This window comes from Rhodococcus sp. NPDC003322 (assembly GCF_053589555.1).
The window spans coordinates 42,738-61,612 of the sequence record NZ_JBSFSC010000011.1 but is presented as its reverse complement, the minus strand read 5'-3'; the positions used below and the strand labels follow the sequence as shown (position 1 = coordinate 61,612).

The window sequence follows — 18,875 nt, the reverse complement described above, 5'->3', positions numbered from 1 at the left end:
GAGGCGATGAAGATGGAGAACCCGGTGACCGCGCACAAGGCCGGTACCGTCACCGGTCTGGCCGTCGAGCCGGGTGCCGCGATCACGCAGGGCACGGTCCTCGCCGAACTGAAGTAAGACGCTCCGCGTTCTGTGCGCCCTTCGGGTGGCCCGAGCCACCAGAAGGGCGCACAGGCGTCGAAGCCGCCTACTCTTGACTCATGGCCGAGCTCCCGGAAATCCGCATCGGGACACTCGAGCGCGAGCAGGCGGTCGAACTCCTGACCCGGCACCTCGGAGAGGGCCGGTTGACCCTCGCGGAGTTCGGTGACCGCTGCGCGCGGGTGGAGTCGGCACGGACCAACCGCGACCTCGCGGTCCTGTTCACCGATCTGCCCGCCGTGGCACCGCAGCCGGGACGACGACGGTTCCTCTGGGTGCTCGTCCCGCTGCTGATCCTCGTTTTCCTCTTCTTCGGGTTCGCCGCGGCCGACTTGGCCGCGTGGTTCGTCCCTGTCGCACTGGTGCTGGCCGTCGGTGCCGGACTGGTGTTCGTCGGAACCCGGCGCAGGGGCGTGAGCGTTCCCCAGTTCCTCACGGCCGCCGGTCCCGGCCCGGTCGGGCCCGCGACCTCGCCGCGACGCAACCTCACCCTGATTCCGTACGCCCTCGTCCTGTTGGCTCCGGCGCTGATGCTCCGGCAGCCGGTCGTCGTGCTCGCCGCGGCCGGATTCCTGATCTTCGCGGTCGTACAGTCCATCGACAACGGTCCTCCCCGGTGACCGGGGGTCCCCGTGGTTACGGTGTCCCTCGACCCGTAACCGCGCACGGGCACCGTCGGTGCCCGAAAGGACCTGGCCGATGCCTCAACTGCTGCACGTCGACTCGTCGGCGGACCTCGACAATTCCGTCTCCCGCGATCTGACCCGCCTGTTTGCCGACACCTGGCGCGCCCGCGGGCCCGAGTTCACGGTGACCGTGCGGGACCTGCACCGCGACCCGGTGCCGCACCTACCCGACTCCGAACTGCACTACGCGGCGCGCCTGCGCCGCGCGGGGGCGAGCCCGGATCCCGACGCCGAGGCTCGGCAGGCCGCGCTGATCGCGGAGGTGGTGGCGGCGGACGTAGTCGTGATCGGAGCGCCGATGTACAACTGGTCGCTGCCCTCGACCCTCAAGGCCTGGCTCGACCATCTGCACGTCCTGGGCACGACGGTGCCGTACGACACCCCGGACCGTCCCCTCGCGGGTACGCCGGTCGTGGTGATCTCCAGCCGGGGCAACACCTATGCGCCGGGTTCCGCGGGCGCCGGGACCGACTTCACCGTGCCGCCGCTGCAGCAGGTGCTGGGCACGTCGATGGGGATGGAGGTGTCGGTGGTGACCGCGGAGCTGACCCTGGCCGGGCGGATCCCGGCGCTGGCTCCGCTCTCCACGCAGGCCGACGAAAGTCTGGCCACCGCGCGGCACACGATCCGGACGCTGGCCGGTACCCTCGGCCGTTAACCGCGACAACAGGTTTCGCGGCACAGAGACCGAGGAGTGAAACATGGCACTGATCGCAGTCCTGGAGTTGACCTTCAAGCCCGACGCCCTGGACACCGCACGTGAGGTGATGACCCGCGTGCTCAAGGAGACGCGGGCGTTCCCCGGCTGCCAGGGCGTGGACGCGGTGATCGACGCGAAGGACCCGAACACCTGGCGTTTCATCGAAACCTGGGAGTCCGCCGAGCACGATGCCGCGTACCGCAAGTTCCGGGCAGGAGAGGGCGCGATCACCGACCTCGGACCGCTGCTTGCCGGCGCGCCGTCGCTGACCTCGGGCACCGTCGACGCGAGCATCTGAGATCGCGCCGCGGATCGCGGCGCATCGATGGTTCCGGGGTACCGCGATGGTCCGTCATCGCGGTACCCACCGGGATCCGTCGTCCGGACGGCGAACGTGCGGGCGCTCTCACCGGTCCTCGTGACGGTCAGGACCGGCGGGCCGTCACTGCGGCCGAGCCGGCCGGTCCATGAGGTCGTGCACCGCTTCGTCATCGCGACCGTCGATCAGGAAGGGGCGGGCGTTGACGACGTGCTTGCGCCAGTGTGAGAAGGCCGCGTCGGCGTCGCGGGCCCGCAGCAGCCGGATCAGACGCCGGCAGGAGCGGACCGCCAACTTGTAGTTGGCCGCGTACTGTTGCCGGTCGTCCTCCGTCTCGAGCACCGCGGCGACGGTGTCGCGCTCGGTGAACTCGTACAGCATCCCGGCGATGATCGCGAGCGGCGCGTTGCCGGAGAGTTGGACGACCCGCAGGTGGAATGCGGAGAGTCCGGCGGCGAGGGTCGCCGTGGCGTATGCGGCGGGAATGTCCTCGTCGACCATCCGGGCGAGTTCGTCGAAATCGGCCTCGGTGCCCTCGATGGCGAGGACGCGGGCCGCGTCCGGTTCGATCGCCTCGCGGGCCAGGAACATATCGGTGACGGTCGTGCCGGACAGTTCGAGCAACAACGAGGCCGACCGCGCGACGACCTCCGGCCCGGGGACTCGCACCCGCGCGCCGGCTCGCGATCCTCGCCGCACCTCCACCAGTCCGGCGGACTCGAGAAGCCGGATGGCCTCACGCAGCGTGGGTCGGCTGACGGCGAACCGGTCCATCAGGTCGGCCTCGTGGGGGAGGTGATCTCCGTCGTGGAGGGTGCCGTCGATGATCATGCGGCGCAGTGTGTTCGCGACCAGCTCGGCGGTCTTCGGGGTCCGGATCGGGTAGGTGGGTGTGCTCTGCGAGTGGAAGACGGGTGCGAGCCTCTTGTCGGCCACCTCTCACCTCCCGCAGTCGACGTCGTACACCAAGTAAACCATCTGGCGGGACCGTCACCGCTGCGAGTGCAGCGTGCGGCGCACGGCGTCCGCGGCCGGGGTGCGCAACGCCTCGGCGAGGGGACCGTGCAGCAGCACCAGGTCGGCCGCGACGCCGACCGCGACCAGTCGCGGCGGGCCTCCTGGATCGTCTGCCGGAGCGAGATATCCGTTCAGTGCCTGTGTGGCGGTGAGTCGTTCGTCCGCGCCGACGACCTCGCCGGTCGGGGCGAGGCGGTCCACCGCGGCCGCGATCACCCGCCACGGATCGAGTGGACCGTACGGAGCGTCGCTGGACAGGGCAAGCGGGATCCCGGCGGCGAGCAGGGACCGGCAGCGGTACAGGTCCGGCTGGTCGGCCGGCTCCACGTGGCGGAGGTAGTCGTCGCCTCGGTCGGCGAGAAACCCGGGTTGGGTGACGACTCGCAGTCCGAGATCGTGGATTCGGCGGAGGGTTTCACGGGGAACCAGGGCGCCGTGCTCGATGCGGTCGCCGGGGATCGTGCCGACCTCGGCGAGCACGACCAGCAGGATCAACAGGGCCTCCCGGCTGACGCAGTGCACGGCGACCGGGCGCCCGGCCGCATGGGCCGTGGTGATGGTGCCGGCGAGCGTGTCGAGGTCGGGCAGGCCGGAGTCGGCGAGCACTATTTTGTACGGTCCCACTGTCAGTCGGTCTGTCGGCGAGTTGAATTCGCGCTCCGACAATGCGGCACCCAGCAGGTGTACCTGCTGGGGTAGCTTGCCCGAGACCATCGCGTCGGCGATCGCCCGCTGCGAACTCGGCCGCATGTCCGGGGTGGCGTCGGTGACGGACGTGATGCCGAACCGGGTGAGCTCGGCCCCGATCGCCGCGAGTGACGGTGGCCCGGACACCGGCAGCCGCGTGCGCAGCCAGTCGTCGGCGCGCCACACCCGCCCCGTCGGTGTTCCGGTGGAATCGCGTTCGACGCCGGGATGGTCGGCGGAGGCGAGGTCGGTCGCCGCGACCGCCGCCGAGTTCAGGACCCACATCGCGCCGCTGCGGTGCTGGATCCGCACCGGCCGGTCCGCGTGCAGCCGGTCCAGCGAACCGGCATCGAGATCGCCTGCCACGGAGTCGAAATAGCCGACACCGCGCACCCAGCCGTGATCGTCGGCGGGGGCGGCGGCGAGCGCCGCCCGCAGCTGGTCGGGGGTGCGCACGGCGGGCGGCCCGCAGCGCACCGACGCCGCGTCCGCGGCCATCGCGTGCAGGTGCAGGTGGTGGTCCGTCAGGCCGGGGATCAGCGCACCGCCCGCAGCGTCGATCCTCTCCGCGCCTGCTCGCGGCAGGCCGGCGCCGACGGCAGATATCCGCCCGGCTTCGATCCGGACGTCGACACCCGCGATGCCGTTCACCTCGGCGTCGGTGACGATCACCGGCCCCGTCATCGCGCCTCGATTCCGGTGACGGGTATGTCGAGTGACCGCAGCACTGGCAGGGTGTCGCGGCCGACGCCGGGAACCTCCCCGTGCGGCGTCCGGATCCGAGGTTCTGCGATCTCGACGATCTCGTCGCCTGTATCGATCACCCAACGGCCCTGGTGAATTCGCGGGACGGGTGCCAGGGAGTCGCCGGTGAGGGTGGCGGCGACCACGTCCGTCATGGACACCTCGATCAGCCGGCCGGGCGCGTCCGCGGAACACGCGAGCGCCGCCGCGGTCAGGCCGGTCAGCGGGTCGGCGATCGCGTCGCCGACGAACATCGGTCCACGCTCGTCCCACGCCACCAGACCTGCCGCCGCGGCTACATCGTCGCCGAAACCGATTCGGCCACTGGACCGTCCGGCGGCGGTGATCGAGAGCCACGTTGCACCGCGGCCCGCGGTCGCGGCGGCGTCGAGGCCGAAGCCGGCGAGTGCCCGCGGCCGGGACGCCTCGATCACGATGTCGGCGGCATCGACGAGGGCGGCGAGCGCGCGACGGTCGTCGGGGTCGGCCGGGTCGAGGCACACCGCCTCGTGCCCGCCGTGCAGCAGCGCGTAGAAATCGGGATTGCCGCGCCGCGCCCCGTCCGGTCGTTGCGGCGTCTCGACCTTGACCACCCGCGCACCGGCCAGGCCAAGCAGGTGCGCGCACAGCGGGGCGGCCCACAGGGACCCGAAGTCCACCACCAGCAGCCCCTCGACCGACCGGGGCGCCCCCGGCGCCGGGAGCGGAGCCGGTACGGAGGGTGGGCGGATCGGCGCGGCGGCAACCCCGAGCAGTTCGGCGCGCTCGGCGAGCTCGTCGCCGGTGTGCCCGGCCACCCACGCGGTCACCGCCGGCCACGGGTCGTCGACGTCGATGTCGGTGCTGATCAGCGCGCCAAGCAGGATCGGGTCGTCCGGACGGGCACAGGAGACCGCCGTCCAGCCGTCGGCGGTGCGCAGCAACCGGCCGCTGCCGCCGAGGGTGATGTCGCCGCGGCGAGTGAAGCCGGTGAACGCGGCCCGCTCCGACAGCAGTGGCGCCCCGTCCAGGTCCACCGTCCGGCCGGCCAGCGCAGCGGCGGACGTGATGTGCCCGGCCAGCGCGCGGGCGTTGCTCGCCGCCGCTCCGGGCGGCACGATCGGTGGTCCGTCGGGGCGCCCGGTGAGCATCGGGATGCCGCTCTCCGCCCAGTCATGTACCCGATCCTGGGTCGAGGTGGAGAAGTCGGACACCTCGTGATGGTACCCGCACGCCTATTCGAAAATTGTTAGCTGGCAAGCTGGAACAATGGGAACACCGCAGCAAGCCATCACCGCGACCGACCTCGCCGCCGGAGTCGCGGACCAGCCGCTGCTCGCCGAGGGAGCGGCCGTCGATCGGCCGCTGCTGGTGGTCGATCTCGACGCCGACATCGACGCCGACCTGGCCGCGCGAGCGGCGGCGCGGGCCCGCGGCGGCACCCGGGTTCTCGTCGGGCTGCGCACCCGGGCGCAGCCGCTGACGGCCGCGCACCTCGAGCTGGCCGCCGCCCTCGACACCTCCCTGGTCCCGGAGTCCGTCGCCACCGATCGGACCCTCGTCGGCGTCCCGGACCCGGCCGCCGCCGTTGAGACCGTGCTCGCCGCCGTCGCCGAGCAGGTGCACGCGGCGGTCGTGCTCGGGCAGGTGCTGCGGGTGTCCGAGTCGTTGCCAGTACCCGAGGCCATCGACGTCGAGTCACTGGCCTACTCCACGCTGCTCGGCACCCCCGGGTTCCGGCGGTGGCTGGCGGTGCGCGGGCCGCGGCCGTTGCCGCCGCCGGCGCCGCAGGAGCCGGTGCTGCTGGATCGGAACGGCGACCGCCTGCACATCACCCTGAACCGGCCGGAGCGGCGTAACGCCTACGGGGCGCAGGTGCGCGACGGCCTGGTGGAAGGGTTGCGGCTCGCCCTCGCCGACGACAGCATCACCTCGGTGCTGCTCGACGGCGCCGGGCCGGTGTTCTCCGCAGGCGGCGACCTCGACGAGTTCGGCACCACCCCCGACCTCGCGACGGCGCACCTGATCCGCACCCGGGCCGGGGCGGGACGCCTGATGGCGGCGTTGGCGGACCGGATGGAGGTGCGGGTGCACGGCAGCTGCGTCGGCGCCGGCATCGAGGTGCCCGCGTTCGCATCTCGGGTTGTCGCGGCGCCGGGGACGGTGTTCCGGCTGCCTGAGGTGTCGATGGGCCTGGTTCCGGGCGCCGGTGGCTGCGTCAGCGTGCCCCGCCGCATCGGCCGCTGGCGCGCCTACTGGATGTGCGTCACGAACGTCCCGCTGGACACGGACACCGCCCTCGCGTGGGGCCTGGTCGACGAGATCGCCTGACGAGGTCGTCGACGCGACAGACGAACGCCCCGGATCCGCAAACGGTCGGATCCGGGGCGGCGCTGGATTGTCAGTTTCGTTCTGCCGTTGCCGACAACGACCGGCGTTGGGCGCACAGCCCCAGACGCTCCGCCGCCGCGGTGAGGTTGCGTCGGCGCTCGCCCGGGGTGTCACCGGTCCAGAGTGCGTCGGCCCACAACACCAGGTCTTCGATACCGTTGTTCCGGTAGTCGGAGAGGACCGCGGGGTCGGTGGTCGAGACCCGGACATAGCAGGGAAACTCTTCGGGGTTGCCGGACTCCCGGCGCAGCCGCCGCAGTTCCGTTACCAGTTCCACCGCCTCGTCCGGGGTTGGGGTACCTGACGCGAACCACGCGTCGCCGAGCCGTGCGGCGCGGGCCAACGCGGGTGCGGTGTTGCCGCCGAGCACCACAGGGACCGGCGTGGGCCGTGGATGCACCTGGATCCGGTCGAAGGTGAAGTGCTTCCCGCTGTGGTCGAACTCGGTGCCGGACCACGACTTCAGGAGGATGTCGAGGCATTCCTCGGTGCGGGAGAACCGGGTGCGGAAGGGCACCCCCAGTGCGGCGAATTCCTCCTCGAGCCAGCCGGATCCGACCCCGAACAGCACCCTGCCACCGCTGAGTTCCTGCACGGAGATCGTGGTCCGTGCGGTGTGCAGGGGGTGCCGCAGCGCGGTCACGTAGACGGCGGTCCCGAGTTTGATGCGGGAGGTGACCGCGGCGATCGCCGCGTGGGCGACCCACGGATCGATCAGTTCGGTGTCGGTGTCGACGATGGTCGTGTGGTGTTGCACGGTTCCCGTCGTGGGATGTTCGCTGCCGTAGCCGGCAGGTCGGATCACGTGCTCACCCAGCCACAGCGCGTCGAAGCCCAGTTCGTCGGCGCACACGGCGAGTTCGACGAGTTCGGCGACGGTCATGCCGTACGCACTCAGTCCGATCGACCCCACGGGCCACTTCCTTTCCGTTCGGCACATTGTCGGATGGTCGGGCGTCGTGTCCCGATCACATCTTGCTCAGCGAATCCGCGCCGCCCACGAGCATCGCGGCGGCGACGCCGACCGCGGTGACGCCCGTCATGATGAGCGCGACGGCGGCAACGAGGGGATAGCTGCCGTTGGACCAGGCGTCGAACAGGACGGTGCCCATGACCTGTGTTTTGGACGCCCGGACGAGGAGCGATGCGGTGAACTCGTGCGTCAGGAGCACGAAGATCAGGGCCGCGGTGCCGCCGAGGCTTCCTCGCATCAGCGGTAGCAGGATGCGGATGTTGGTGCGCAGGAAGCCTGCCCCGCTGACCCGGGACGCCTCGATGTAGCTGTCGCCGAGTGCGAGCATCGTCGAGAGCTGCATGCGGGTGGCGAACGGCAGCATCAGCGTCACGTACACGAGGATGACGACCCACGGCGTGCCATACAGCACGATCGGTCCCTCGGTGTAGGTGAGCAGGAACGCGGCGCCGAAGATGACCGCAGGAACGCCGAGCGGCATCGAGACCAGCACGTCGACGAGGACGCGCAGGGCAGGGCGGACGCCTCGGACGATGAGGCTGGCGGCGATGAAGCCGAGCGGCAACGCGATCGCCATCGAGCCGAGTGAGAAGACCAGGCTGTTGGTGATCGCGGACGGCACCGCGGTCGTGCTGAACACGGTGCGGAAATTGTCGACCGTCAGGGTGGAGAGGTCGATGCTGCCACGCCAGTACCGGGAGAGCGAGACGAAGGCCAGCGCCAGGATCGGCAGGACCGTCGACAGCAGCGAAAAGAGCACGATGAGGCCGACGCCGATACGGGACGGGCGCCCCTGGGAGCGGAATGCCTTGCCGCCGTGGGTGACGAAGCGCTTCTGGTTGCCGAGCATCGCCTTCTGCGCGAACACGACTGCGATGCCCGCGAGCAACAGTGGCGAACCGAGAGCTGCCGCGGTGGCGAACTGGGCAGGGCTGTCGCTGATCTGGAAGTACATCTCCGTCGTCAGAACGCTGACACCGCTGTTGGTGCCGAGAAGCAGGGGCCCGGTGAACTGGCCGAGGCCGAGAAGCAGCGCGACGCCACCGCCGTAGATGAGGGTCGGGCGCAGCAGCGGAAGGGTGACCTTGAAGAACACCTTCCACTCCGGCATTCCGGAAACCTGTGCGGCCTCGAGCATCTCGGAGTTGATGTTGGAGAACCCGGAGCTGACGAACATGTACACGAACGAGCTCAGCGAGAAGCCGGTGATTATGACGATCCACTCGATCGAGTAGACGTCGACCGGGCCCTCCTCCAGGTGTGACCACCAGGGCAGGTTCCGGAGGGCGGCGTTGAGATACCCGGGCCGCGGGGAGAGCAGGAACGCCCAGCCTGCGATCGCGGCGACGGAGGGGATGACGATCGGGAGGATCGGCAGGATGCGCAGGAATTCGAGGCGCCGCGGGAGCCGACTCGCGGCCCACGCCAGCGCCGTGCCGAGCACCATCGCGATGACGACCGATCCGATCGCGAGTCCGACCGTGTACTTCAGGATCTCGCCGATGCGATCGAGTCCGAACGCACGGCTGAAGCCGGCGCTGCCGTCTTCGAACGCGGTCGCCTGCAGGCGCACGATCGGCAGGATGACGAGGTAGGCGAGTAACGCCGCGAAGGCGATGACGCCGAGCCGTCGGGCTCCGGAGCGCACCTTCTCGTTCTCCATCAGCGACGGCGTCCCGGTGGTCGGAGCCGACGGGGTGGGAGTCGACGGGGTGGGGAGGGTCAGGGTAGCCATTCTCGTCACCCCACCAGCGCCGTGAGGACCGCGGACTGCTCGGTGGAGAGCATGCGTCCGTCGCTGCCGAACATCCGTCCGTCGGTGGCGTCGAACGCGAGGATCATCCGGTCGCCGCGTTCGACGGTCCGCGGCGCGCGGGACCGGTCGTACGTCGAGATCCGGGCGTGCAGTTCGCGCCGTCGCGAGTCCCGTGCCGTGGAGGAGAGCATCACATCCAGGTGCAGACCGCCGAATTCCACGTCGTCGACGTTCACGGCGATGCCGGCCTCGCCGGCGCGCAGGTCGCTCGCGTCGCCGATCAGCCGCACCTTCTCGGGACGCAGTCGCAGGACGAAGTCTCGGGTGCCCGCGGCCGCCCGCGGCTCGGCGCCGATGAGCTCGGTGCCGAGGGCGTACCAGTGCCCATCGACGTACTCGCACGACAGCCGGTTCGACATGCCGGTGAACCCGGCGACGTACTCGTCGACCGGCTCCTCGAACACCTCACGGGGAGTTCCGATCTGGACGATCTGGCCGGCGTTCATGATGGCCATGCGGGTGCCGAGCGCGAGCGCTTCGCTCTGGTCGTGCGTAACGAAGACCGCGGTGAACGGATTGCGCTGGTGCAGGTCGTGCAGTTCGGCGCGCACCTGGTCGCGCAGTCGCGCGTCGAGGTTGCTCAGCGGTTCGTCGAACAGCACCAGATCGGGGCGTGCGACGAGGCCGCGGGCGAGGGCCACGCGTTGCTGCTGTCCACCCGACAGTTCGGCGGGCAGTCGGTCGAGGAGGCGCTCGCAGTCGACGAGGGCTGCGGTCTCCTCGACGCGTCCACCACGCAGTTCGTCGGTCATCTTGCGGGACTTGAGGGGGTAGGCGATGTTCTTGCGGACGCTCATGTGCGGCCACAGCGCGTACGACTGGAACACCATGCCGATGAACCGCTTGTCCGGAGTCAGGTTCAGACCTCGGTCGGCGTCGAACACCACCTGGTCGCCCAGGGAGATGGTGCCGCCGACGGGCTGTTCCAGACCGGCGAGGCACCGGAGGGTCGTCGTCTTGCCACAGCCGCTGGGGCCGAGCAGGACGAGGAACTCTCCGTCCTCGATCTCGAGGTCGAGGTGGTCCACGGCGACGGTGGGCGGTTTGCCGTCGAAGTTCTTGAGGAGCTGACGAACGGATACGTGGGACACGGGAACTCGCTTTCTGACCGGGCTGGGTCGGGTGCTACGACGAGAGGGCGGACGCAGGGATGGGCACGGCGTCCGCGTGCGCGCACGTGTGCGCACCGGTGGCCAGTTCGTAGAGGCGTTGCGCGTGTTCGTCGCCGCTGCCCCACAGCACCGCGTTCGTCAGGGCGCGACGGTAGTAGCGGTGAGCGGTGTGCTCCCAGGTGAATCCGATGCCGCCGTGAATCTGGACGGTGTCAGCGGTGGTTCGGGACGCGGCGTCCCCGCACGCGATCGCGGAGATCGCGGCGGCTTCCGCGAGCTCGTGATCGGTGCCTTCCTCGACCGCCCACACGGCGTGAGCGACAGCTGACGTGGCGAGCTCGATTGCGACGGCGGCTTCGGCCAACCGGTGTTTGACGGCCTGAAAGCCACCGATCGCCCGTCCGAACTGGACGCGGCTGCCCGCGTAGGCGACCGCGTCGTCGAGGGCGCGTCGAGCGACCCCGAGGCTGTCGCAGGCCAGCGCGACGAGGGCGCGGTCCTGGAGACGACGAACCGACGGGTGGGGATCCAGCAGCGCGGCGGATGCGCCGTTCGCGGTGACCGTCGACAGCACGCGGGTGCCGTCGGTTGCGGTCATCCGCGTCCGGGACAGCGCCTCGGCGGCCACGGCGTACAGCCCGGTGGTGCCGTCCTCGGCCTGTGCGAACACGAGCACGACGTCGGCGATGTCCGCGTCCACGACGAAGGACGCCGATCCCGTGAGTGTGGCCCCTTCGGTGGCATTCGTTACCCGGAATGCATTGTCGTCGCAGGAAACCGGGACCACGGTGGCCGCGATCAGTTCACCTGAGGCAATGCGTGCCAGGTAGTCGTCGACAGTGGCGGAGGCAGGCGCGTCGATCAGGGCGGTCGTCGAGACGACCGCGGAAAGGTACGGCACGCGTGACAGCTCGGCACCGAGGACGGTGAGCACCGCGGACACGTCCTGGAAGGACGCACCGAGACCGCCCCGGTCCTCGGGCACCGACAGGGCACCGATGCCGACTTCGCGAGCGAGCAACGACCACAGGGCGTGATCAAACGGTCCGTCCCGATCGATTCGCTCCGATCGTCCGTCGGCGGGGTCGAGACGGTGGACAGCCGACTGGACCGTGGACACGAGCATTTCGGTGTCTGCGCGTTCGGTGGTTGTCGTGCCGAGAATCATGGTGCAGGCCTTTCTGCGATCGTCGAGGCGGCCGGGCGTCAGTCCGAGGCGGGGAGCGGGCGGGGCGCTGCCAGCTCGAGGTCGACGCCGTCGACGGTGAGCGGGCCCGGGCCGGCGGTCACGCACAGCACCTCGACGCCGGCGCCCGAGTACCGCTTGCCGAGGACGAGGGGTGCACCGTCTGTGGACGCCTGCGCTTCCGCCGCGCCAGTGGCACCGCCGGAACCCATCGGTACGCCCGCGCAGTGCAGGGGGCCGTTCACGGCATCCCCGACCTTGACGACGATCACCTCGACATCGGACACCGAGCTCTTCAAGCGTTCGCCGACATTCATGGGTTGTCCTTTCCGAATCCGGTCCGCAATGGGCCGGAGTTGTTTGTGGTCTTCTACTGGCTCGCGCCGAACCTGCGCTCGAACTCGCTGCGGAAGGCGACGGTGTCGTCCGCGGAGACGGCACGGCTGCTCGTCCAGATGTTGTCGGCCGACGTGGTTGCGGTCGGAATGTCCGGCAGCACCGCTCCGGCGCGGTTGGCGACGGCGTTCTGGCCGGCCTTCGTGACGAGGAAGTTGGCGAACAGTTGAGCGGCGTTGGGGTGCGGCGCCTTCGCCACGACGCCCGTCAGGAACGGGGCGCCGAACACCGGCGATGCCAGACCGAAGTCGACGGGCGCCCCCTTCTCCTTCTCGGCCGTCAGCGGAAGTGTGTATGCGGCGGCGGCGATTTCGCCGGAGGTCAGTGCCTGGGCGATGGCCTGTGCGCCCGTGTAGGTGCGGGGCCGCTGCGCGGCGAGCTTCTCTACGTAGTCCGGGGACACGGTCTCGTTCAGGTAGCCGTAGAAGTCGACGATCGCGGCCGAGATGGGCAGGATCACGCCGATCTTCCCGCCCGCGAGGTCGGGAGTGAGCAGGTCCTTGTACCCGGACAGGCCGGCGGGGACCCGGTCGGTGTTCCACGCGTAGGTGAGGACCGCCGCGGACGAGGTGAAGATCGTGTCGTCCTGGACGAACTTGGCGGCATCGAACTCGGGAGCGGAGAACGCCGGACCCGTCACCGGCACGAAGTAGTTCTGGGTGAGGCGTTCGTCCACCCATGGCCGTGCAGCGGACGCGACGACGTCGGCCACCTGATTGCCCGTCGTCTCCTCCGCGGCCAGCTTGGTCTGCAGGTTCGCGTCGTTGTCTCGCACGATGTCGACCTTGATGCCGTACGCGGATTCGAAGGCGGTGGCGGCGGTCTGGAGGTTGTCGGTGGCCTGCCCCGAGTAGTAGGTGACCGAACCCTCCTCCTTGGCCTTGTCGATCACCTCCTGCCAGGAAGTGTCCCCACTGGGACCGAGATCGCCGGCCGAGACCTCCACTGTTTCGCCGGAACCGCATGCGGCGGTCGCGAACGTGACTGCGGCGACGCCGAGGCCGGCGAGAACGCGCCGGAAAGTCGTGACTCTCATTGTGCGGGCCTTTCTGAAATCGATTGGGGGATTGGGTCACCGCTGGGCATCGGCTTGTGCGGCACGGGCCTCGCGCCAGGTGAGGCCGCGATCCGAGCGATGCTCGGGCGGCAGGCCGAGGACCCGCTCGGCGATGATGTTGCGTTGGATCTGGTCGGTGCCGCCCGCGATGCTGTAGCCGGGTGCTCCGAGCACGTGGGCGTTCCACGAGAACGTTCCGGGGGCACCGGTGTCGGCGATCAGGTCGCGGCCGAGGATCGCTCGTGCCGCGGCGGACACGGCGGTGAGCTTGTCCACCCACTGGACCTTGCGGATCGAACCCATCGCACTCGGCGCCGCGCCCCCGTCGCGGGACTGCCGATCGAGGAGGGTGTCGACTCGGGCGAGCATCTGTCGCAGGTACACCTGCGCCATCAGCTCGCGCACCCGCGGATCGTGATCTCGCCCGAGATCCTGTGCAGTGGAGACCAGTTGGGTGAACTGTCCGCCGATGCTGCTGCTGTCCGAGCCACCCTCGCGTTCGAAGGCGAGGGTCGTCAGCGCGACACCCCACCCCTTGCCGACCTCGCCGAGGCGGAGACGGTCGGGGATGCGAACCCCGTCGAGGAACACCTCGTTGAAACTGGTGCCGCCCGACATCTGACGGATCGGCCGCACCGTGACCCCGGGAGCGTCGAGCGGAACCATGAACGCGGTGAGGCCGGCGTGCTTCGGCTGGTCGGGGTCGGTGCGGGCGATCAGCTCACCCCAACGGGCGAACTGGGCACCGGACGTCCACACCTTCTGCCCGGTGATCACCCAGTCGTCGCCGTCGCGGAGGGCGCGGGTCGCGACGTTGGCGAGGTCGGAACCCGCATCCGGCTCGGAGAAGAGCTGGCAGGCGAGGAGCTCGCCGTGCAGCATGTGCGGAAGGAACTCGTCCTTCTGTTCCGGGGTGCCCAGCAGGTTGATGGTGGGAGCCACGAGATGCATGGTGACCGCGAACAACTCGTGTGGGCGCAGCGGGCAGAGTTCGTTCTCGAGGCGGACGAACGTCTCGGTGTACGCCGAGTCGAGTCCGGCGCCGCCGACCTCCACCGGCCAGTCGAGTGCCGCGTAGCCGGCATCGAACTTGGCGCGCTGCCACGTTCGGTGCTGGTCGAGGAGTCGCTGCTCCTCCTCGAAGTCCATGTCGTGGAAGACCGCGACATCGTGGGGGTCGTCGACCCGGTCGAGGCCGAGGCGAGCGGCCGTGGCGGGAATCCACTCGCGTGCCTCGGCTTCGAAGGCGGGAAGGGACATCGTTCCTCCGGGGGCTGGTGGTGGCGAAGGTGCGGCGGGCGCGGAGCCTCAGTCGTCCAGGTTGTATAGCTTGGCGGCGTTGTCGTGCAGAATCTTTCGCGCATCTGCTTCGCTCAGGTGGCCGAAGTTCTTGCGCAGGTAGTCGTCGGGGCGCTGTGCGTCGGAGGCGGGGCCGGGCGACATCGACGTCGGGTGCGGGTAGTCCGTCTCGTACAGCACGTTGTCGGCGCCGATCTGATCGATGGCACTCAGCGCGGACGCCTGCTCGAACCAGAAGCATCCGTAGATCTGCCGCTTGAAGTACTCGCTGGGCAGCAGTTCGTAGTTCGGGTGCTCCTTGTGTACGCCGCTGTTGCGCCACTGCCAGTCCATGCCCTCGAGGGCGAACGGCATCCAGCCGATCCCGGACTCGACGGACACGAATTTGAGGTCGGGGAAGCGGTCGCAGATGCCACCGAAGATGAGTTGCGACAGGGTGCGGGCATTGTCCATGAAGAACGAGATGCCCATCATGCCGTAGTTCGCCGCGACCCCGTTGCTCTCGTGCCCGAATCCACTGAGATCGACTTCACCGGAAGCGATGTGGAAGTTGATCGGCAGCTTCTTCTCCTGCGCGGACGCCCACAGCCGGTCCCAGTAGGGGTCGGTGAGCATGGGGAGGCCGAAGGCGGCAGGGTTCTGTGTGAAGACGAGGCCCTTGTGTCCGGCGGCGGCGACGCGTTCGACCTCGGAAAGGGTGGCCTCCATGTCCCAGAACGGGAGGATGCCGACGGGGATGTAGCGGCCGGGCGCGAAGTCGGCCCACTCGGTGAGGTAGTCGTTGTACGCCTTGATGCACTCGATCTGGAGTTCGTTGTCGCCGTTGGACTGCAGTGTCTTCGAGCTGAACACGGCGACGTTCGGGTACAGGACTTGTGCGTGGATGCCGTACTCGTCCATGAGGGTCAGGCGCTTGGCAGGATCCCAGGACCGCGGGTCGGCGTCGGCGAACCGGGGCGGGCAGTTCGGCGGGTATTCGTGCCAGCCGGCCATGGCCGGGGAGCCGACCGCGCTCATGCGGGTTCCCGACACGAACCAGGCCTCGTCGCCACGCTGGTCGTCCCAGCGGACGTGGGGGACGAGGTCGCCCCACTTCTTGGTCGAGATCCGGGAGGTCCACAGGTCCGGGGGTTCGACGACGTGGGTGTCGGTGTCGATGATCTTGATGTCGCGAAGGTCGTACACGTTTCCTCCTGAAGTGAGGGTCGGTGGTTGGACGGATGCGCCTGGAGCGGGGCCTCGCGGGCGAAAGCTCTAATATTCGAATATTAGAGGGATTTAGCTCACATTGGAAGGCCTGTTGAGATTTCCGTCACTACCAAGGGGGGTGTGATCCGGTGAACGTGGGGTCGCCGGGGTTTGCGGGCGGGAGCGGGTCAGTTGCTCACTTGACCGCGCCCGAGACCTTGAGCGCGAAGATCTCGTCCCAGCTCAGGCCCTGTTCGAGCAGTACCTCCTCGGTGTGCTCGCCGTGACCGGGTGCGGGGGTGAGAATCGGGGTCGCACTGTCGAACTGGACCGGCGCGGTCACGAGGTTCAAGGAGCGGCCGTTCGGATACTCGACCGGGCAGACGTAGCCGTTCTCGACGGCCTGCGGATCGGTCACCACGTCGCCCGGCCTCCGGAAGACGTCCCACTGGCCCTCCTGTTTGCCGAGGATGTCCACCCATTCGCTCAGTGGACGGGCCTGGAAGGTCGAGGTCAGTTCGGCCGCGCACTCGCGCGAGTTCTCGGCGCGGGAGTCGAATGTCGAGAACCGCGGATCGTCGACGAGGTCTGCGCGTCCGATCGCCTCGCAGAGGCCCGGCCAGTACTTGTCGCTCTGGAGCAAGGCCAGGTGGATGTACCGGTTGTCGCTCGTGCGGTAGATGTTCGACACGGGGTTGACCGGGATGTCGCGATTCGGGTACGGCAGCTCGGCCTCTACGATCAGCTGTGCGCCCACGATCGTCGGCTGCATCGCCCACGCGCCGACCGAGAACAGTGATGCGTCGACGACGGTGCCCTCGCCGGTGCGTTCGCGGTGCAGGAGGCCCGCGGCGACGCCACCGGCCAGGGCCATGCCGCTCTGGACGTCGCCGAATCCGGGGCCGGGCATGTTCGCGGGCCAGTCGAGGTCGTCGGGCGCGATCGAGCCGGCGGCGCCGGAGCGTGCCCAGTATGTGATGCCGTCGAATCCGCCCTTCTCGCGCTCCGGACCCTCGGGGCCCTGGGCGGTCCCGCGGGCGTAGACGATGCGGGGGTTGCGAGCGGTGACGTGCTCGACGTCGATGCCGAGCTTCTGACGGGCGTCGGGAAGAAAGTTCGTCATGAAGACGTCGGCCTCGTCGATCATCTTCATGAGCAGTTCCCGGCCGTCGGGGTGCGCGAGATCGATTGCGACGCCGCGCTTGCCGCGGTTCGAGACCTCCCACAACCCGGACATGCCGTCGACCTGTCCGGGTACGCCCCAGGCCGCTGTGGTTCGCATCGGGTCGCCGAAAGACGCGTGCTCGACCTTGATCACCTGGGCGCCCCAGTCGGACAGGATTGCGGCGGCGGAGGGGACGAACGCGTACAGCGCGACCTCCACCACCTTGATTCCGTTCATTACCTTGGTCATTGGAAGCCTCCGTGTGAATGAGGGTGGAGTGGAGAGTGGTCGGTCGTCGCTCAGTAGAGCGATTCACCGCCGTCGACGACCATGTTGGTTCCGGTCACGAAGGCGGATCCGGGGGAAAGGAGGAACAGTGCGGCTTCGGCCATGTCGGCGGGTGTACCGGCGCGGCCCATCGGGACGGTGGCGGCGCGTTCGTCGAACAGTGAATTGCGTTCCTGGGAAAGCGGTGTCGCGGTGATGCCGGGCGAGAGTGCATTCACGCGGACCCCGGTCGCCGCCAGTTCGTAGGCCGCAGCGCGGACGAGTTGGTTGACTCCCGCCTTGGATGCCGCGTACGGCGCGACGCCGACGCGCGCTCCGAGGGCGCGGATGGAGGAGGTGACCACGATCGAGCGATTGGCGTCCGGTGTGGTCACCATCCGGCGAGCGGCGGCCTGGACGCACAGGAACGTCCCGGTGAGATTCAGGTCGATCGTGCGCCGCCAGTCATCGAGCGTCAGATCCAGGAACGAGGCGACGGATCCGCTTCCCGCATTGGCGACGAGGCCGTTGAGGATCGGGAACTCCTCGGCGACATGTGCGAACAGCTCGTGGACCGAGTCGGGATTGCTCACGTCCGATGCCACCGTCAGGATGCGCTGTCCCGCATCTGCTTTCGTGCGAAGGAGCTCGGCTGCGTCTGCGAGGACCTCGGCGCGGCGGGCGGCGAGGGCGACGTTGGCGCCGGCCTCGACGAGTCGTGCGGCGATGCCGTGGCCGATGCCTTCGCTCGCGCCCGTGACGAGGATGTTTTGTCCGAGGAGGGGGTGAGGGGTGGAACTGATGGTCATGGTCGACTCCAAAGGATATTAATATTCGTATATTTTGGAGGGCAGGCGTCGGCGAGGTTTCGGGCCGGAGTCACTGCGGTGTGGGACTGCGGTCCGTTGGCCGGGACCGCAGTCGTCACTCACTTCCAGTCGACGCGGTCCTGCAGGATGGAAGGATGGTCGCCGAGCGTCATCGCGACCGACTCGCGCATGTGCGCCACCGCGAGCTCGCGCGCCTTGTCTGCGTCGCCCGCGCGGATCGCGTCGCCGATTTCGGCGTGTGCGTCCGCGAACACCGTGCGCTCCTGGTCGCTCCACTCACTCGGGTGGGCACCGATCGCGCGATCCGAAAAGAGGTGCGCCAGTGCGGAACCGACGAGGGCAAGGATGTAGTTTCCGGCCATCTGCCGCAGGTGGTCATGGAAGCCGACGGTGGTCTCGATGAACTCGCGGTGTGATTCGACGTCGTGGTCGTGAGCATCGAGAGGCTCGAGTACCTCCGGGTCGGTGATCTCGCCGCTCGCCACCCGTTCGGCCGCGAGCGCCGCGGTCAGACCCTCCATCTGGATGACGGCCTCGACGACCTCGGCGAGTCGGATGTCGTTGACCTGGAGGTACATCGACATGGTGTCACCGAAGGCGGCGCCGGTCGGCTCGGCCACGCTGGGTCCGCCCCCGAGTCCCTGGCGGACGGTGACGAGGCCCTGTGCCTCGAGAAGTCGGAGCCCTTCGCGCACGGATGCGCGACCGACCCCGAAGTTGTTGGCCATCTCCTGCTCCGAGGGCAGTGCAGCGCCGGGCTCCAGTCGATCGTCGGCGATGGTCTTCGCCACGAGTCGGGCGACCGTGCGGGACACCTTCTCCCCCCGGGTGGCCGCGATCGCTCGCCGAACCGCCAGGTTCCTGATCGGGTCGCCCCCCGGCTTAACCATCTCGTCCCTCGTTCTCACTCGTTGCACAGGTC

At 69.1% G+C, this 18,875-nt stretch carries 19 protein-coding genes; 5 read left to right on the top strand and 14 right to left on the bottom strand.

Annotated elements, in window-relative coordinates; genetic code table 11:
• The 4 genes from ACWDUM_RS28115 to ACWDUM_RS28100 form a co-directional block, all read left to right on the top strand.
• Positions 1-117 (top strand): acetyl-CoA carboxylase biotin carboxyl carrier protein subunit (locus ACWDUM_RS28115; RefSeq protein WP_450136521.1); only part of this gene is annotated, 117 nt, incomplete at its 5' end.
• 83 nt (positions 118-200) lie between these two features.
• Entirely contained in the window at positions 201-761 is a 561-nt protein-coding gene (locus ACWDUM_RS28110) for a DUF1707 SHOCT-like domain-containing protein (protein WP_450136517.1), read from the top strand.
• A gap of 79 nt (positions 762-840) precedes the next feature.
• Complete coding sequence (locus tag ACWDUM_RS28105) at positions 841-1,485, top strand: FMN-dependent NADH-azoreductase (protein WP_450136516.1); 645 nt, start codon at positions 841-843, stop codon at positions 1,483-1,485.
• A gap of 43 nt (positions 1,486-1,528) precedes the next feature.
• Complete coding sequence (locus ACWDUM_RS28100; RefSeq protein WP_450116067.1) at positions 1,529-1,825, top strand: putative quinol monooxygenase; 297 nt, start codon at positions 1,529-1,531, stop codon at positions 1,823-1,825.
• 144 nt (positions 1,826-1,969) lie between these two features.
• On the opposite strand, the gene ACWDUM_RS28095 is transcribed toward ACWDUM_RS28100, so the two are convergent.
• Genes ACWDUM_RS28095 through ACWDUM_RS28085 form a run of 3 tightly spaced genes read right to left on the bottom strand, consistent with a single transcriptional unit; the run spans position 1,970 to position 5,424 of the window.
• Complete coding sequence (locus ACWDUM_RS28095) at positions 1,970-2,782, bottom strand: FadR/GntR family transcriptional regulator (protein ID WP_450116066.1); 813 nt, start codon at positions 2,780-2,782, stop codon at positions 1,970-1,972.
• A 54-nt stretch (positions 2,783-2,836) separates the two neighbouring features.
• Positions 2,837-4,234 carry an amidohydrolase family protein gene (locus tag ACWDUM_RS28090; RefSeq protein WP_450136515.1) on the bottom strand — a complete coding sequence of 466 codons (1,398 nt, stop codon included), beginning with the start codon at positions 4,232-4,234 and terminating at the stop codon, positions 2,837-2,839.
• Positions 4,231-5,424, bottom strand: coding sequence for a CoA transferase (locus ACWDUM_RS28085; protein WP_450136520.1), 1,194 nt, complete (start codon positions 5,422-5,424; stop codon positions 4,231-4,233). The genes ACWDUM_RS28090 and ACWDUM_RS28085 overlap by 4 nt, the downstream gene beginning before the upstream one ends.
• 118 nt (positions 5,425-5,542) lie before the next feature.
• Here ACWDUM_RS28085 and ACWDUM_RS28080 point away from each other — a divergent pair, with 118 nt between their 5' ends.
• Positions 5,543-6,604 carry an enoyl-CoA hydratase/isomerase family protein gene (locus ACWDUM_RS28080; protein ID WP_450136514.1) on the top strand — a complete coding sequence of 354 codons (1,062 nt, stop codon included), beginning with the start codon at positions 5,543-5,545 and terminating at the stop codon, positions 6,602-6,604.
• Between the two features lie 70 nt (positions 6,605-6,674).
• On the opposite strand, the gene ACWDUM_RS28075 is transcribed toward ACWDUM_RS28080, so the two are convergent.
• From ACWDUM_RS28075 to ACWDUM_RS28025, 11 genes are all read right to left on the bottom strand, one after another.
• Positions 6,675-7,577, bottom strand: coding sequence for a TIGR03619 family F420-dependent LLM class oxidoreductase (locus ACWDUM_RS28075; protein ID WP_450136513.1), 903 nt, complete (start codon positions 7,575-7,577; stop codon positions 6,675-6,677).
• 55 nt (positions 7,578-7,632) lie between these two features.
• Positions 7,633-9,372, bottom strand: a complete 1,740-nt coding sequence (locus ACWDUM_RS28070) for an ABC transporter permease (RefSeq protein WP_450136512.1) — start codon at positions 9,370-9,372, stop codon at positions 7,633-7,635.
• 5 nt (positions 9,373-9,377) lie between these two features.
• Positions 9,378-10,544, bottom strand: a complete 1,167-nt coding sequence (locus ACWDUM_RS28065) for an ABC transporter ATP-binding protein (RefSeq protein WP_450136511.1) — start codon at positions 10,542-10,544, stop codon at positions 9,378-9,380.
• Between the two features lie 34 nt (positions 10,545-10,578).
• Positions 10,579-11,586 (bottom strand): acyl-CoA dehydrogenase family protein, encoded by a 1,008-nt coding sequence (locus ACWDUM_RS28060; protein WP_450136510.1) that lies wholly within the window; start codon positions 11,584-11,586, stop codon positions 10,579-10,581.
• A gap of 185 nt (positions 11,587-11,771) precedes the next feature.
• On the bottom strand, positions 11,772-12,068 hold the full coding sequence (locus tag ACWDUM_RS28055; protein ID WP_450116059.1) for a hypothetical protein: 297 nt from the start codon (positions 12,066-12,068) through the stop codon (positions 11,772-11,774).
• Between the two features lie 53 nt (positions 12,069-12,121).
• On the bottom strand, positions 12,122-13,183 hold the full coding sequence (locus ACWDUM_RS28050) for an ABC transporter substrate-binding protein (RefSeq protein ID WP_450136509.1): 1,062 nt from the start codon (positions 13,181-13,183) through the stop codon (positions 12,122-12,124).
• A gap of 36 nt (positions 13,184-13,219) precedes the next feature.
• Complete coding sequence (locus ACWDUM_RS28045; RefSeq protein ID WP_450136508.1) at positions 13,220-14,464, bottom strand: acyl-CoA dehydrogenase family protein; 1,245 nt, start codon at positions 14,462-14,464, stop codon at positions 13,220-13,222.
• Positions 14,465-14,512: 48 nt separating this feature from the next.
• On the bottom strand, positions 14,513-15,688 hold the full coding sequence (locus ACWDUM_RS28040; protein ID WP_450136507.1) for an amidohydrolase family protein: 1,176 nt from the start codon (positions 15,686-15,688) through the stop codon (positions 14,513-14,515).
• A gap of 199 nt (positions 15,689-15,887) precedes the next feature.
• Complete coding sequence (locus ACWDUM_RS28035) at positions 15,888-17,105, bottom strand: CaiB/BaiF CoA transferase family protein (RefSeq protein WP_450136506.1); 1,218 nt, start codon at positions 17,103-17,105, stop codon at positions 15,888-15,890.
• 50 nt (positions 17,106-17,155) lie between these two features.
• Positions 17,156-17,932 carry an SDR family NAD(P)-dependent oxidoreductase gene (locus tag ACWDUM_RS28030; RefSeq protein ID WP_450136505.1) on the bottom strand — a complete coding sequence of 259 codons (777 nt, stop codon included), beginning with the start codon at positions 17,930-17,932 and terminating at the stop codon, positions 17,156-17,158.
• 119 nt (positions 17,933-18,051) lie between these two features.
• The gene (locus ACWDUM_RS28025; RefSeq protein WP_450116053.1) at positions 18,052-18,843 is read right to left on the bottom strand and encodes a FadR/GntR family transcriptional regulator; all 792 of its coding nucleotides are present in this window, start codon (positions 18,841-18,843) and stop codon (positions 18,052-18,054) included.
• Between the last annotated feature and the right edge of the window lie 32 nt (positions 18,844-18,875).

Coding starts and splice junctions, on each gene's coding strand:
- ACWDUM_RS28050 (WP_450136509.1), bottom strand. CDS start 13,183: ATGAGAGTCACGACTTTCCGGCGCGTTCTCGCCGGCCTCGGCGTCGCC.
- ACWDUM_RS28030 (WP_450136505.1), bottom strand. CDS start 17,932: ATGACCATCAGTTCCACCCCTCACCCCCTCCTCGGACAAAACATCCTC.
- ACWDUM_RS28045 (WP_450136508.1), bottom strand. CDS start 14,464: ATGTCCCTTCCCGCCTTCGAAGCCGAGGCACGCGAGTGGATTCCCGCC.
- ACWDUM_RS28080 (WP_450136514.1), top strand. CDS start 5,543: ATGGGAACACCGCAGCAAGCCATCACCGCGACCGACCTCGCCGCCGGA.
- ACWDUM_RS28100 (WP_450116067.1), top strand. CDS start 1,529: ATGGCACTGATCGCAGTCCTGGAGTTGACCTTCAAGCCCGACGCCCTG.
- ACWDUM_RS28025 (WP_450116053.1), bottom strand. CDS start 18,843: ATGGTTAAGCCGGGGGGCGACCCGATCAGGAACCTGGCGGTTCGGCGA.
- ACWDUM_RS28035 (WP_450136506.1), bottom strand. CDS start 17,105: ATGACCAAGGTAATGAACGGAATCAAGGTGGTGGAGGTCGCGCTGTAC.
- ACWDUM_RS28110 (WP_450136517.1), top strand. CDS start 201: ATGGCCGAGCTCCCGGAAATCCGCATCGGGACACTCGAGCGCGAGCAG.
- ACWDUM_RS28090 (WP_450136515.1), bottom strand. CDS start 4,234: ATGACGGGGCCGGTGATCGTCACCGACGCCGAGGTGAACGGCATCGCG.
- ACWDUM_RS28070 (WP_450136512.1), bottom strand. CDS start 9,372: ATGGCTACCCTGACCCTCCCCACCCCGTCGACTCCCACCCCGTCGGCT.
- ACWDUM_RS28105 (WP_450136516.1), top strand. CDS start 841: ATGCCTCAACTGCTGCACGTCGACTCGTCGGCGGACCTCGACAATTCC.
- ACWDUM_RS28055 (WP_450116059.1), bottom strand. CDS start 12,068: ATGAATGTCGGCGAACGCTTGAAGAGCTCGGTGTCCGATGTCGAGGTG.
- ACWDUM_RS28085 (WP_450136520.1), bottom strand. CDS start 5,424: ATGCTCACCGGGCGCCCCGACGGACCACCGATCGTGCCGCCCGGAGCG.